This window comes from Streptomyces sp. NPDC048504 (assembly GCF_043200035.1).
Classification (GTDB): domain Bacteria; phylum Actinomycetota; class Actinomycetes; order Streptomycetales; family Streptomycetaceae; genus Streptomyces.
In genome coordinates, this window is sequence record NZ_JBICXA010000002.1 from 30,870 (window position 1) to 43,902 (window position 13,033).

15 protein-coding genes are annotated in these 13,033 nt (G+C 71.1%); 9 read left to right on the forward strand and 6 right to left on the reverse strand.

The genetic code is table 11. From position 1 onward, the window contains the following. Together ACGFY9_RS04385 and ACGFY9_RS04390 are read right to left on the reverse strand one after the other, a co-directional pair. Entirely contained in the window at positions 1-813 is an 813-nt protein-coding gene (locus tag ACGFY9_RS04385; protein WP_393751843.1) for a methyltransferase domain-containing protein, read from the reverse strand. Between the two features lie 70 nt (positions 814-883). Beyond that, positions 884-2,041, reverse strand: a complete 1,158-nt coding sequence (locus tag ACGFY9_RS04390) for an acyl-CoA dehydrogenase (RefSeq protein WP_393751845.1) — start codon at positions 2,039-2,041, stop codon at positions 884-886. A gap of 178 nt (positions 2,042-2,219) precedes the next feature. On the opposite strand from ACGFY9_RS04390, the gene ACGFY9_RS04395 reads away from it, so the two are divergent. From ACGFY9_RS04395 to ACGFY9_RS04420, 6 genes are all read left to right on the forward strand, one after another. After that, positions 2,220-3,563, forward strand: a complete 1,344-nt coding sequence (locus ACGFY9_RS04395) for a UDP-glucose dehydrogenase family protein (RefSeq protein ID WP_393751847.1) — start codon at positions 2,220-2,222, stop codon at positions 3,561-3,563. A gap of 409 nt (positions 3,564-3,972) precedes the next feature. Further along, positions 3,973-4,602, forward strand: coding sequence for a hypothetical protein (locus ACGFY9_RS04400; RefSeq protein ID WP_393751849.1), 630 nt, complete (start codon positions 3,973-3,975; stop codon positions 4,600-4,602). Then, a complete protein-coding gene (locus tag ACGFY9_RS04405; RefSeq protein ID WP_393751851.1) occupies positions 4,599-5,957 on the forward strand; it encodes a copper resistance CopC/CopD family protein in 1,359 nt (452 codons plus the stop codon). The genes ACGFY9_RS04400 and ACGFY9_RS04405 overlap by 4 nt, the downstream gene beginning before the upstream one ends. Before the next feature lie 27 nt (positions 5,958-5,984). Beyond that, positions 5,985-6,980 (forward strand): plastocyanin/azurin family copper-binding protein, encoded by a 996-nt coding sequence (locus tag ACGFY9_RS04410; RefSeq protein ID WP_393751853.1) that lies wholly within the window; start codon positions 5,985-5,987, stop codon positions 6,978-6,980. Positions 6,981-7,098: 118 nt separating this feature from the next. Further along, positions 7,099-7,593 carry a hypothetical protein gene (locus ACGFY9_RS04415; protein ID WP_393751855.1) on the forward strand — a complete coding sequence of 165 codons (495 nt, stop codon included), beginning with the start codon at positions 7,099-7,101 and terminating at the stop codon, positions 7,591-7,593. Continuing rightward, positions 7,590-8,303, forward strand: coding sequence for a plastocyanin/azurin family copper-binding protein (locus ACGFY9_RS04420; protein ID WP_393751857.1), 714 nt, complete (start codon positions 7,590-7,592; stop codon positions 8,301-8,303). The genes ACGFY9_RS04415 and ACGFY9_RS04420 overlap by 4 nt, the downstream gene beginning before the upstream one ends. On the opposite strand, the gene ACGFY9_RS04425 is transcribed toward ACGFY9_RS04420, so the two are convergent. Then, positions 8,300-8,818, reverse strand: a complete 519-nt coding sequence (locus ACGFY9_RS04425; RefSeq protein ID WP_393751859.1) for a CGNR zinc finger domain-containing protein — start codon at positions 8,816-8,818, stop codon at positions 8,300-8,302. The two genes, ACGFY9_RS04420 and ACGFY9_RS04425, sit on opposite strands and share 4 nt — an antisense overlap. Positions 8,819-8,902: 84 nt before the next feature. On the opposite strand from ACGFY9_RS04425, the gene ACGFY9_RS04430 reads away from it, so the two are divergent. Continuing rightward, entirely contained in the window at positions 8,903-9,268 is a 366-nt protein-coding gene (locus ACGFY9_RS04430) for a VOC family protein (protein WP_393751861.1), read from the forward strand. Between the two features lie 34 nt (positions 9,269-9,302). Next, a complete protein-coding gene (locus tag ACGFY9_RS04435) occupies positions 9,303-9,686 on the forward strand; it encodes a VOC family protein (RefSeq protein ID WP_393751863.1) in 384 nt (127 codons plus the stop codon). Positions 9,687-9,696: 10 nt separating this feature from the next. Here the strand turns inward: ACGFY9_RS04435 and ACGFY9_RS04440 are convergent, their stop codons facing one another. Further along, on the reverse strand, positions 9,697-10,839 hold the full coding sequence (locus tag ACGFY9_RS04440) for a dipeptidase (RefSeq protein WP_393751865.1): 1,143 nt from the start codon (positions 10,837-10,839) through the stop codon (positions 9,697-9,699). A 366-nt stretch (positions 10,840-11,205) separates the two neighbouring features. Here ACGFY9_RS04440 and ACGFY9_RS04445 point away from each other — a divergent pair, with 366 nt between their 5' ends. Further along, positions 11,206-12,060 carry a helix-turn-helix domain-containing protein gene (locus ACGFY9_RS04445; RefSeq protein ID WP_393751867.1) on the forward strand — a complete coding sequence of 285 codons (855 nt, stop codon included), beginning with the start codon at positions 11,206-11,208 and terminating at the stop codon, positions 12,058-12,060. Between the two features lie 424 nt (positions 12,061-12,484). Here ACGFY9_RS04445 and ACGFY9_RS04450 read toward each other — a convergent pair whose 3' ends face one another. Both ACGFY9_RS04450 and ACGFY9_RS04455 read right to left on the reverse strand, forming a co-directional pair. After that, a complete protein-coding gene (locus ACGFY9_RS04450; protein ID WP_393751869.1) occupies positions 12,485-12,736 on the reverse strand; it encodes a hypothetical protein in 252 nt (83 codons plus the stop codon). 50 nt (positions 12,737-12,786) lie between these two features. Then, positions 12,787-12,999 carry a DUF397 domain-containing protein gene (locus tag ACGFY9_RS04455; protein WP_393751871.1) on the reverse strand — a complete coding sequence of 71 codons (213 nt, stop codon included), beginning with the start codon at positions 12,997-12,999 and terminating at the stop codon, positions 12,787-12,789. Between the last annotated feature and the right edge of the window lie 34 nt (positions 13,000-13,033).

The following is a 13,033-nucleotide window of genomic DNA, read 5'->3' on the forward strand; positions in this document are numbered from 1 at the left end:
TCAGGCCCTGCCGCACGCCAGCACGGCGATGTGCGGCAGGGCCAACTCATGTCCTTCTACGGCGAATTCACCGGCCAGCCGCTCGTACTCCCGCCTGATCCGTACGACCGTCCCCTCGTCCTGCGAGGTGACGATGAGCCCGGCGGTGGCGACACCGGCGGCGGGCCCGCCCCACCACTCGCCGACGGTGGTGCGGTGGTCCCACTCCAGCTCGGCGGCCCGGGCGTCGGTGAAGCCGGCCTCGCGGAGCAGCTCCGCGAACCCGTCCGCCGTGCGCACGAAGTCCTCCGCGGGATCGAGTCGCCGCAGATCGTCCGGCACCACGGCCCCCGCCGCCGCGAAGGCCCGCCCGAACAGCTCCTGCCCGGCACCGCGCCGCGCGCCCCACGAGGTCAGCGCGACCCGTCCACCCGGCTTCAGCACGCGCCGCAGTTCGGCCAGGGCGGCACGCGGGCGGCCCACGTGATTAACGACGAAGTTGGCTACGACTGCCTCGAACTCGCCGTCGGGGTAGGGCAGTTCGGGCAGGAGAGCGACCTCCGCCTCGACGCCCGCGGCCCGCGCGGCGGCCACCATCCCGGCGTCGGCGTCCACGGCACACACCCGCGCGCCCCGCGCCGACGCGGCCAGGGCCGCCGTACCGGTCCCGGTGCCGACGTCGAGGACGTACGTCCCCGTCCCGACCTCGGCCGCGTCCAGCAGCCGTTCCACCGGGTGTGCGCAGAGCCGCGCGAAGCTCGCCGCGTAGGCGTGGGCGCGGCCGGCCCACATGGTGCGTTCGGCGGTGTCGAAGGCCTGGCTCGGGTCGGTCATGGGCCGCAGCATGCCTGACGAAACGGCGAGGGCACCCGCCAGGGGTGCCCTCGCCGCTGTTCGTCGTTCCTTACGGCAGGTTGCGCGCCATGACGATGCGCTGGACCTGGTTCGTGCCCTCGTAGATCTGGGTGATCTTGGCGTCGCGCATCATGCGCTCGACCGGGTAGTCGCGAGTGTAGCCGTAGCCGCCGAGGAGCTGGACGGCGTCGACGGTGACCTCCATCGCGACGTCCGAGGCGAAGCACTTGGCGGCCGCGCCCCGGAAGGTGAGGTTCTTGTCGCCGCGCTCCGACGCCGCCGCGGCCTGGTAGGTGAGGGCGCGGGCGGCCTCGATCTTCATGGCCATGTCGGCGAGCATGAACTGGATGCCCTGGAAGTCGGCGATGGGCTTGCCGAACTGCTTGCGTTCCTTGACGTAGCCCTTGGCGTAGTCGAGGGCGCCCTGGGCGATGCCGAGGGCCTGGGCCGCGATGGTGATGCGGGTGTGGTCCAGGGTCTTCATCGCGGTGGCGAAGCCGGTGCCCTCCGCGCCGATCATGCGGTCGGCCGGGATGCGGACATTGTCGAGGTAGACCTCGCGGGTCGGGGAGCCCTTGATGCCGAGCTTCTTCTCCGGGGCGCCGAAGGAGACACCCGCGTCGGACTTCTCGACGACGAAGGCGCTGATGCCCTTGGAGCGCTTCTCCGGGTCCGTCACCGCCATCACCGTGTAGTACTCGGAGACGCCCGCGTTCGTGATCCAGCGCTTCACGCCGTTCAGGACGTAGTGGTCGCCGTCGCGGACCGCCTTCGTCTTCATGCCGGCCGCGTCGGAGCCCGCGTCCGGCTCCGAGAGGGCGTACGAGAACATCGCGTCGCCCTTGGCGAGCGGGGTCATGTACCGCTTCTTCAGGTCCTCGGAGCCCGAGAGGATCACCGGGAGCGAGCCCAGCTTGTTCACCGCGGGGATGAGGGAGGAGGAGGCGCAGACGCGGGCCACCTCCTCGATCACGATCACCGTGGCCAGCGCGTCCGCGCCGGTGCCGCCGTACTCCTCGGGTACGTGGACGGCGTGCAGGTCGTTCGCGACGAGGGCGTCGAGGGCCTCCTGCGGGAAGCGGGACTCCTCGTCGACCGCTGCGGCGTACGGCGCGATCTTCGCCTCGGCCAGGGAGCGGATCGCGTCGCGGAGCATGTCGTGCTCCTCCGACGGGCGGTACAGGTCGAAGTCAGCCGATCCGGCCAAGGTCTCTCACGCTCCAAGGACGCTGTGATCACAGTGCTAATTACCGTTAAGTAACCCAAATTTTAGGGGCCCGCCCACGGGAGGGATACGTGAGCTTGGCGACAGGGGGAAAGGTGCCCGGTGAGAGCGCCGGTTATGCTCGGGCGCGCATCGCCCCCGTACCCCTTCTGGAGCACTCATGGCCCTCAAGATCACCGTGATCGGCACCGGCTACCTGGGCGCCACGCACGCCGCGGCCATGGCCGAGCTGGGCTACGAGGTGCTGGGTCTGGACGTCGTCCCCGAGAAGATCGCGATGCTCCAGCGGGGTGAGGTCCCGATGTACGAACCGGGGCTTGAGGAGCTGTTGCGCAAGCACGTCGCCGGGATCGAGGGCTCCACCGGGCGGCTGCGCTTCACCATGGACTGGGCCGAGGTCGCGGAGTTCGGCGACGTCCACTTCATGTGCACGAACACCCCGCAGAAGCACGGCGAGTACGCCTGCGACATGTCGTACGTCGACCGGGCCTTCGAGCTGCTCGCCCCGCACCTCACCCAGCCCGCGCTCATCGTCGGCAAGTCCACCGTGCCGGTGGGCTCCGCGGACCGGCTGGCCGCGTATCTGGCCGAGCACGCGCCCGTCGGCGAGGACGCCGAGCTGGCCTGGAACCCGGAGTTCCTGCGCGAGGGCTTCGCCGTCCAGGACACCCTGCATCCGGACCGGATCGTGGTCGGCGTACGGAGCGAGCGGGCCGAGAAGCTGCTGCGCGAGGTGTACGCCTCGCCGATCGCGGCCGGGTCGCCGTTCGTCGTGACGGACTTCCCGACCGCCGAGCTGGTGAAGACGGCCGCGAACTCCTTCCTCGCCACGAAGATCTCCTTCATCAACGCGATGGCCGAGGTCTGCGAGGCCGGGAACGGCGATGTCGTGAAGCTGGCGGAGGCGATCGGGCACGACGAGCGGATCGGGAAGAAGTTCCTGCGGGCGGGGATCGGTTTCGGTGGCGGGTGTCTGCCGAAGGACATCCGGGCGTTCATGGCTCGCGCCGGTGAACTGGGTGCCGACCAGGCGCTGACCTTCCTGCGCGAGATCGACTCCATCAACATGCGGCGCCGCGGGGCGATGGTGGAGATGACCCGCGAGGCGCTCGGCGGCGGCTCCTTCCTGGGCAAGCGGGTCGCCGTGCTCGGCGCGACCTTCAAGCCGGACTCGGACGACGTCCGCGACTCCCCCGCACTGAACGTCGCCGGCCAGATCCACCTTCAGGGCGGCCAGGTCACGGTGTACGACCCGAAGGGCATGCCCAACGCGCTACGGCTGTTCCCGACGCTGGGCTACGCCGACACCGCCGCCGAGGCCGTACGCGGCGCCGACGTGGTCCTGCACCTGACGGAATGGCGCGAGTTCCGCGAACTGGACCCGGCGGAACTCGGCGAAGGCGTGCGGGCCCGGCTCATTCTCGACGGGCGGAATGCGCTCGACCCGGAACTGTGGCGGCGGGCCGGGTGGACTTACCGGGCGATGGGCCGGCCCACCGCATAACGACCCCGGGAACGGGGGTTTCTGAAGTACCTCATGGCGCGGCCTTCCGGAATTCCGGGAGGCCGCGCGGTGCCGTACCACCCGGGCCGGGCTTGGGCTCTGAGGCCTGTACGGCCGCGCGCACGCACGCACTGGCATATGCCATCTTCGGGAATTCGTGGACCGGGTTCGCATCCCATTCTCGTCATGTGTGGGAATCGCTCCGCCTCTGCTCGCTTTCTTCACATTCGTATTGCGCGGAATAACGTCGATGTCACCCGGTCTCACAGTCGGGCCGCACCCGAAAGAGAGCTAGGCAACAGGCGGTTAACTGGCCTGTAGCCACGGGGAATCCGCATTCCACTGCACTGAGTCGCGTTCGCCGCATTCAGCGGTCGGATTGACCTGAGCATGCCAGGAGTGTCTCATCATGCCCTTGTTCCGCCGGGCGGAGTGGCCGAGAGATCACCGCGACGAGCTGGTCGCGGGCGCGCTGGTCGGAGCCGTGGTGATCGTGCTCGGCTACGCGTCGGGCATCGGCGCTCCCACGGCCTCCGGCGAGGCCGCCGCTCCCGCCCCCACGCCGCCCGCCGCCACCGCACCGCCGGCCGCCGCATCGGTGCCGGCCGACTCCGCCCCGGGCGGTTCGCAGGCCCAAGTCCCGGGCGACACCGGGGTGTTCCCGATCTCCGGCGGCACGGGCGCCGGGACCGGCACGGGCGTCGGCACCGGGCAGACCGGCACCGGTCACGACCACGGCACCTCGCCCACCTACGGGCCCACGCCGACCCCCACCTCCACGTCCCCCTCTCCCGCCCCGTCCGGTTCCCCGACCGCGACGCCGCCCGCCGACGGCGACGGCTGCGCGGACGGCGAGGTGCGTCTCGTACGACCGCTCCTCACCGGCCTCACCCAGTCCCTCTTCGGCGTCCTCGACGGCGCGGACGCCGAAGGGCCCACCGCGCAGCCCTCGCCGTGCGTCGGACTCGCCCCGCTCGACGGTCTGCTGGGCGCCACGGCGGCACCGTCCGCGTCCCCGTCGCCGGAGGCCACCCCATGACGACCGTGCCCGCCGTGACGACCGTCCGCCGCGTTCTCCTGGTCCTGTTCTCCGCCGCCCTCCTCGGTCTCCTCACCACCACCCCCGCCGCCGCCCACACCGAACTGGTCCGCTCCACCCCCAAGGACGGCGCCCGGCTGGCGAAGGCCCCCGACGACCTCACCCTCGTCTTCGACGAGCCGGTCGACCTGGCGGACGTACGCGTCATGACCCTGGACGGCGACCGGCTGCCCGTGACCCGGGTGCCGGGCAGGAGCAGTGCCACAGTGCGGGTCGCGCTGCCCCGCGCGACCGGGAACACCCTCGCGGTCACCTGGTCCGTGATCGACGAGGAGGACGGCCACGCCTCCTCCGGCCGGCTCACCTTCGGTATCGGCGCGAAGGACACGAAGACCGCGCCGGACACCCAGGACCGCGGCGGCGAGACCACGGCCGCTCCCGCACCGTCCCCCTCGGTACGGAAGGGTCTCGTCGCCGCTCGCTGGACCGGTTATCTGTCGCTGGCCCTGTTCGTGGGCGGGCTCGCCTTCGTCGCGCTGCTGTGGCCGCGTGGCGCGGGCGAGCCGCGGGCCCGGGTGCTGCTCGGTCTCGCCTGGACGTGCGGGCTGCTGTCGACCGTGGCGAGCCTCGGACTGCAGGGCGCGTACACCGCGCTCGGCGGCCCACGGGACGCGCTGCGCGCGGCGACGTACGCCGACGTCCTCACCACCGGGCCCGGTCTCGCGCTCGCCGCCCGGGGCCTGTTGTGGGTGCTCGCGTCCGTGGTGCTGGCGGCTCTGTTGCAGGGCGGCGCACGGACCGCCCGCTCGCCCGGCTGGCGGGTCGGCGCCGGCGCGGTGGCCCTCGGGCTGCTGCGGGCGACCGGCATGGCGGGCCACAACTCCGAGGGCACCGAGCCCAGTTGGGGCGCGGTCGCCGATCTCGTCCACCTGCTGGGCGTCTCCCTCTGGATCGGCGGGCTCGTCATGCTCACGGTGGCCGTGCTGCCGCGCCGCGAGCCGGGCGAACTGGCCGCCGTGGTACCCGGCTACTCGAAGCTGGCCGCCGTGAGTGTGACGGCGATCGTCGCCGCCGGCCTGGTGCTCGCCTGGCAGATCGTGGGGTCCTACGACGCCCTGCTGCACACCTCGTACGGGCATCTGCTGCTGCTCAAGACGGGCGTCCTCGCCGTCGTGCTGGCCGCCGCCTGGTGCAGCCGCCAGTGGACGCGGACGCGTCTCGATCTCGCCGTACTGCTGCGCGGCGACGCCGCCACCGTGCGGCCCTTCGGTTACTCGGTCGCGGCGGAGACGGGGCTCGTCCTCGTCGTGCTCGTCGTGACGAGTCTGCTGGTCACGGCCGATCCCGGCCGCTGAACTCCCCCATGAAACAAAGGAGTTGTTTTGAAACGCACTGAAGAGACCGGTGACCGGCGGCGCCGCTCACCGGCCGGCAACCGGGCCCTGCTGGTCGCCGGGCTCGGCGCCGCCCTCGCGGCCGTGCTCAGCCTGGGGCTGCTGCAGGCCGCCGCGGGCAGCGCCAAGACCTCGGACACGTCGGCAGCGGGCGCGGCTCAGGCGCCCGCAGCCGCCGCGGCCGAGGTGCGGCCGGCGGCGGCCGCCACGCCGGACTACCAGGTCGACATCTCGAACTACACGTTCGGCGACGGCAAGCAGCTCGTCGTCAAGGTCGGCCAGACCGTCCGGTGGACCAACAAGGACACCGCCCCGCACACGGTCACCACGACGAAGGCCCCGGTGAAGTTCGACTCGGGCACCCTGAACCAGGGCGACTCGTGGTCGTACACGTTCACCAAGGCCGGCACGTACGAGTACTACTGCGCCGTGCACCCGGACATGGTGGCGTCGGTGAAGGTCGTCGCGGACGACAGCGGTGGCGGCACGGGCGGCGGCTCGGGCGGTACGACGCCGACCGCCACGCCGACCGCCGGCCCCACTGGCATGCCCATGCCGACCGCCACGCCCACCGCCACGGCCACGCCGACCGCGACCCCGACCGGCTCCGACGGCGGCGGTGACAGCACACAGTGCACCAGCGTCCAGGACGTGCTCCTGCCGATCCTGCAGCACATCAACACCGCGCACCTGGAACGCTCTCCGGCCCAGCAGGTGCAGGACGCGCTCGCGCTCGACTCCTACATCAAGATGCACACGGTGTGGGTCGAGACGATCCTCAAGCCCGTCACCGAGGGCGGGGGCACGGTCCTCGACAGCACGCTCACCGTGCTCCTCAACCACATCGACAAGGCACACCTGGAGGAGTCGCTCGGACAGCAGATCACCGATCTGCTCGACGTCGACGGCTACGTGAAGATGCACACGGTCTGGGCCGAGCAACTGCTCACGCCCACCGAGGACTTCGTCACCGGCAGCTGCTGACGCGGTCCGCGAGGGGACAAGGACGCCGGTCCGGCCGAGGCTCAGTCGGCCGGACCGGCGCCCGCTCATTCTCCACGCGTTCACCTCATCTCCGGAACCGCTTTCCAAGGAGACCTGGATGACAACCGTCACTCTCCCCACCGTCCCGCCCCCACCGGAGTCGCATACCGGCACACGTCGCCTGCCCCTGCCCGGCGACTACACGGTGGCGCCCGGCCGCTCGCTCGTCGAACTCACCGGCTGGTACGGCCCGTTGCCCACGCTGCGCCGCCGCATCGCCCTCGCCGACGCGTCCCTCACCGTGCCGGACTCCTCCGAACACCCGTCGTTCCGCTTCGAGTTCGACGATCCGCGCCTCACGGCCCGGCTCACCTCCGAGGAGGTAAAGCCCCTCGCCGGCGGTCGCCGACTGCAGCTCGCCGCCGACCTCGACATCGACGGGACCGCCTTCCCCGTCCTCCTCCGGCTGCGGGTCGTCGAGCACGCGGACGACCGGCTGCTCGTGGTGGGTACGGCCACGCTGCCGTACCGGCTGCTGCGCCGCGCCACGGGATTCCGGGCCGGCCGCCCCGCCACCCGGCTGCGGCTGCTGGTCGCCGCGGAGTTCGCGTGAGGGCGGCCGGACGGGCGGCGTGGGGTGTCGCGGCCGCCGTACTCGCCCTCCTCGGTCTGCTGGTGCTGCCCGCCGGGCAGGCCTCGGCCGCGTCGTACCACGTGCTGATGAAGGGGTACGCCTTCTCGCCCGCGGCCCTGACGATCACGGCCGGCACCACGGTGACCTGGACCAACGAGGACACCGCCCCGCACGACGTGAAGACCACATCGGGTCCAGTCGCGATCCACTCCCCCATGCTCAGCAAGGGCCAGAGCTGGAGCTTCACGTTCACGACGGCCGGATCGTACGGCTATGTCTGCACCGTCCACCCGGACATGACGGCCCGGATGGTGGTGAAGGCGGCGGCACCGGCGACCTCCGCGGCCCCCACGGCGCACGAGCACAGCGGCTCGTCGTCCGGGTCGGGGCAGCGGCACTCGACCGTGCCGAGCCGGACCGTCGCGGCGAGGACGCCCGCGCACACCTCGTCCCCGTCCCACGCGATGTCGATGCCGGCCACCTCACCGACCTCCACCGCGGCGGCGGCCGCACCGGCGCCCACGACGGCCGCACCGCAGGCCGGGCAGGTCCAGCAGGCGGCTTCGACGTCCCGCCCGCTGGATCCGTTGCTGGTGCTGGCCGGGCTGGTGGCGGGAGTGGCCGTCATGTGTCTGCTGCTGGTGGGGTCGCGGGCCGCGCAGGCAGGCGGGGGCGAGGCGAAGGGCTAGGACGTCTCTCCGGCCTGCCGGGCGCGGTACGTCCGCATCTTCGCGCGCGCACCGCAGACCGCCATCGAGCACCAGCGGCCCCGGCCGGCCGGGCTGCGGTCGTAGTACGCCCAGTGGCAGGTCGGGGCCTCGCAGGCCTTGAGGCGGGGCCAGGTGCCCTCGACCAGTGATCCGGCGATCGCTGCCGCCACTCGGGAGAGCAGGGGTTCCGCGTCGGCGGGGGTGAGGCGGGCGGAGCCGTCGTGGGCGTCGAGTTCGATCAACAGCGGGGCCCGTGCGAGCAGTTCACCCAGCGGGGTCACGTCCTGGTGCGCGGGGTGGCCCGCGTGGGCCAGCAGCGTGGCGCGCAGGGACTCGCGGAGTTCGCGGGCGTGCGGGACCTGGTGTGCGGTGAGCCCGAAGGGGGTCCGGCCGTCCTCGGTGTCGAGCGCGTCGGCTCCCGCCTCGATGTCCAGCGTGTTCACCAGGGCCTCGATCAGGGCCAGGTCGCCGGGCGCGGAAACTCTCTCACTCATGCTTGCGACGTTACCTCCTATGCGGGAGCATGCAGTAACCGTTACCGCCTGGCGGTATCTATGGGTAACCCGAAGGAGTCCGTCATGGCCATCGCCGAGCTGGGTGCCGTCGTCCTGGACTGTCCCGATCCGCGCGCGCTCGCCGCCTTCTACGCCGGGATCCTGGGCGGCACCGTCGAGGACGAGGACGGCGGCGAGTGGGTGGACCTGAAGCTGCCGGACGGGCGGACGCTGGCGTTCCAGAAGGCCCCCGGGCACGTACCGCCGGAGTGGCCCGCGCCCGGCGGCTCCCAGCAGTTCCATCTCGACCTGACCGTCACGGACCTGGACGCGGCCGAGAAGGACGCACTGGCGCTGGGCGCGACGCCGCTGGACACCGACGATCACTCGCGCACGTGGCGTGTGTACGCCGACCCGGCGGGGCACCCGTTCTGTCTCTGCGCCTGCTGAGACCGCCGACACCGCCGACACCAGGGAGATCACCATGCCCGCCGTGGCACGTTTCCGTTCCACCGTGCTCGACTGCCCCGACCCGCTCGCGCTCGCCGAGTTCTACGCCGGGATTCTCGGCGGCACGCCCCACGTCGCCCACGACGAGTGGGTCGTCCTCGAAATTCCGGACGGGCCCCGGCTCGCCTTCCAGCGGGTGGCGGACTACACCCCGCCCCAGTGGCCGCGCGCGGACCGGCCGCAGCAGCTCCATCTCGACTTCGACTCCGGGCCGACCTGGGAGGAACTGGAGGTCGCGGAGGCGAAGGCGCTGGCGCTCGGCGCGCGGCCGTTGCACCAGGAGGACAAGGAGGACTTCCGGGTGTACGCCGATCCGGCAGGGCATCCCTTCTGCTTCTGCCGGATCGACCAGCCGTAGGTCCTGTGCGCTAACTGTCCAGCTCGGCGATCTTCGCCGTCGACGGCTCGCGGCGCTGCTGGGCGGCGCGGGCCGTGAAGTCGGCGCTGCGCAGGGCGCGTTGGACGTTGCCCCAGCTGAGCAGGGCGAGGTCGGGCTCGGACCAGCCGCGGTGGAGGAGTTCGGCGAAGAGGTTCGGGTAGCAGGAGGCGTCGGCGAGGTCCTGCGGGTGGGCCGTACCGGCGTCGTACGTGCCGGACAGGGCGACGCACTCGCGGCCCGCGATCTCGTGGACGTGGTCGAGGTGGTCGGCGACGTCCCGGACGGACGGCCCGGTCTGCTCGGCGGTGAGCGGCACCATGCACAGGCCCTTGGCGGCGCCGACCGCGGCGAGGAGTTCGTCGGAGAGGTTGGCCGGGTGCGGGCGCAGCGTGCGGGCGGCGGAGCGGGTGAACAGCACCGGTGCCTTGGAGACCGCGAGGGTGCGGCGGATGGTGCCGTCGGAGGCGCCGGAGAGGTCGGCGAGCACGCCGAGGCGGTTCATCTCGCGCACGACCTCCTCGCCGAACCGGGTCAGCCCGGCCTCGCTCGCCCAGGACACCCCGGACAGCGTGAGGACCCGTAGGCCCAGCGCGTGCAGGGAGCGCAGGATGCCCAGGGAGTCGCCGAGCGCGGTGGCTCCGGCGGGGCCGAGCAGCACGGCGATACGGCCGCAGTGGCGCACGTCGGTGGTCTCGCCGGCGGTGTACGCCAGGCGCAGGCCCTCGGGGTGTGCGCGGACCACCGTGTTCACGAGGTCGAGCTGTTCCAGGGTGGCGCCGACCGCCCGGTCCCCGGCCAGGCCCTCGGGCAGGTGCAGCGACCAGAACAGCGCGCCGACATGCCCTTCGCGCAGCCGCGGCACATCGGTGTCCACGGAACTCTCCCCCAGCTCCAGGTCGAACCACGGCAGGTGCCGCAGCGCCCACGGCAGCCCGCTGTAGCCGTCCGCGACCGGGTGCGCGGCGAGGATGGCGTGCGCGCGCTCCAGCGGGGCGGCGGCCGGGTCGGAGACGGGGTCGTACAGTTCCGCGGTGTCCGGCGGGAAGGGCCCGCCGGGAAAGGGCTCGGGGACCAAGTCGTCGAGCTCGCCGACCTCGGTCGGCACGTGCAGTTGGTCCTGGAGGTCGGCCATGGCGGGCTCCGTACGTCGTTACGGCAGTACGGTCACCGTCGCACGGAGCTTGGGGGACTTCCTGGTGGACGGGGCGTTCGGGGGTACGGCCCTCCACCACGCCCTTTTCGGCGTTTCTCCGGCCTCCGTCGCCTCAGAGGCATCTTTTCCCTCTCCTGCGACGCGACCCACGGAATCCTTCCGGTCTACTCCAGCTGAGGTCGATTAGACATATGGCTTTCGGGTAATCACCCGTTTGACGGCGTCTGTTGGCGCCTGGCTTTAGGCATAAGTCGATTCGAGTCCGGTCTACGCGACCTACTACGATTGCTGGTTTCGGCATGCCTAGTGCCATCGCCACTGCCGTCTCACCTGAAGGAGCACCCGATGCCCACCGCCGTCGACCCCAGCCTCAACCGCCGGAAGCTACGACTCGCCCTCAAGACGGCCCGTGACAAACGTGGCCTGACCCAGCGTGACGCCGCGGAAGCGCTGGAGTGGTCGCTGTCGAAGCTCATCCGCATCGAAGCGGGCACGGTCAGCCTGTCCGTCACGGACCTGCGGGCGATGCTCCAGGAGTACGGGGTCGAGGATCCGAAAGTCGTCTCGGAGCTGGAAGAGGCGGCCCGAGGAAGCAAGGGCCAGTCCTGGTGGTCCGAGTACAACGACGTCATCGCTCAGCCGTTCGCCCAGTACCTCGGCTACGAGAGTGCGGCGAACGAAATCAGGGGCTACCACCCAAGTCTGATCCCCGGCCACTTGCAGACCGCGGACTACGCCGCAGCCCTTTTCGAGGTCGCCCAGCCCGACCCCAAGAACCAGCGGCGCATCGACCTGCGCCTGGCCCGGCAGGAACGGGTCCTCCAGGAGGACGGCCCGAAGGTGGAGATGGTCCTGGACGAGGCCGCATTGCGCCGCCAGGTGGGCGGGCCCGCTACCTTGCGCCGTCAGCTGTCCTTTCTCAAGGAACTGGTGGCCGAAGGCCGGGCGACACTGCTCGCGCTGCCCTTCACCGCTGGTGCGCACAACAGTCTGGAGAGCAGTTTCTTCCTGCTGGGCTTCCAGGACGACGAGGACGTGCTCTATGTGGAAGGCCCGGGAGGCACCCTCAGCAACCGCGACAACCGTGAACTGATCGCCCAGTACCAGGAATGCTTCGAGGACCTGAAGAACAAATCGCTCTCCGAGGAGGACACGATGGCGCTGATCGACGAACTCATCGAACAATTCCGCCGCACCTGACGCTGAGTCAATGTGCCACGGGGCCCAGGGGAAGCCATGACGACCGACAAAGGGAGGAACAGGCGCCGCGTACGGGGTTCACACCCCGGGGACGCGAGCGCCGCCCCCACACGTCCGACTGCCGTTCCTGGGCCCCGTCAGCTGCCGGAACGGACCGTGCCGGCTTCACCCGGCAGAACCGGCGGCGCAGGCGCCCGGGCCTGGTCGCTCCGGCGGAAGAAGGCAGAAACCGACCTCCGCATCCGAAGCAGGCGGGCTCACGTCGACGGCCTAATACGTGTCATACGCACCCTGGCCGCGCTGGTCGTTCTGTGCTCCGCCTTCTCCGTCCTGGTGGCCTACGCAGGCATCCGGATGGGCGTGCCACCGGAAGTCTGTTGGGTCAGCACCGTCAGCGGCGGCCCGGTGTTGGTCAGAACCTTCATCAAGCTCTTCGAGACGATACGTCCCGCGCTGCCTGCCGTACGAGAAGATCCACCGTCCACTGACGAGCCGTAGCCGGGGAGCGGACCCACCACCAGCCCGCCACCGCGCACACACCGACCCACACCATCAGCCACACGGTGAGCCGCACCCAGAGGCTCCCGCCCAGCAACGAGGCGCCCGCTCCGGCGGCCCCCGCGAGTGTGCCGGCCACCAGGCAGTACCCCAGAAGGCCGGGTTCCCTGGTCGTCACCCGCCCACCTCGTCGGCTGCTCATCCCACATCCGGCTGGATCGGTGTCGCTCATGGCTCTGCCGCTGTGCGGCCCTGGGCCAGGAACAACGCCAACGCCGAACGCCAGGCGGAGTGGGTGAAGCTCACCACCGCCGCGTCCGACCGCTTGGAGTCGCGTACCCGAATCCCCTCACGCGACATGGCGACCTCACAGCACTGGCCCTCGGAATTCCCGGAGTAGCTGCTCCTCCGCCAAGAAACCGCGCCCCGTTCGTCAGTCAACGCTGCCCCCTCTCGCGAGGCTCCACCCGAGAAC

Bases quoted from the DNA above. Each gene is read 5' to 3' on its own strand.
- ACGFY9_RS04385 (WP_393751843.1), bottom strand. From the start codon at position 813: ATGACCGACCCGAGCCAGGCCTTCGACACCGCCGAACGCACCATGTGG.
- ACGFY9_RS04395 (WP_393751847.1), top strand. From the start codon at position 2,220: ATGGCCCTCAAGATCACCGTGATCGGCACCGGCTACCTGGGCGCCACG.
- ACGFY9_RS04400 (WP_393751849.1), top strand. From the start codon at position 3,973: ATGCCCTTGTTCCGCCGGGCGGAGTGGCCGAGAGATCACCGCGACGAG.
- ACGFY9_RS04405 (WP_393751851.1), top strand. From the start codon at position 4,599: ATGACGACCGTGCCCGCCGTGACGACCGTCCGCCGCGTTCTCCTGGTC.
- ACGFY9_RS04415 (WP_393751855.1), top strand. From the start codon at position 7,099: ATGACAACCGTCACTCTCCCCACCGTCCCGCCCCCACCGGAGTCGCAT.
- ACGFY9_RS04425 (WP_393751859.1), bottom strand. From the start codon at position 8,818: ATGAGTGAGAGAGTTTCCGCGCCCGGCGACCTGGCCCTGATCGAGGCC.
- ACGFY9_RS04430 (WP_393751861.1), top strand. From the start codon at position 8,903: ATGGCCATCGCCGAGCTGGGTGCCGTCGTCCTGGACTGTCCCGATCCG.
- ACGFY9_RS04435 (WP_393751863.1), top strand. From the start codon at position 9,303: ATGCCCGCCGTGGCACGTTTCCGTTCCACCGTGCTCGACTGCCCCGAC.
- ACGFY9_RS04440 (WP_393751865.1), bottom strand. From the start codon at position 10,839: ATGGCCGACCTCCAGGACCAACTGCACGTGCCGACCGAGGTCGGCGAG.
- ACGFY9_RS04445 (WP_393751867.1), top strand. From the start codon at position 11,206: ATGCCCACCGCCGTCGACCCCAGCCTCAACCGCCGGAAGCTACGACTC.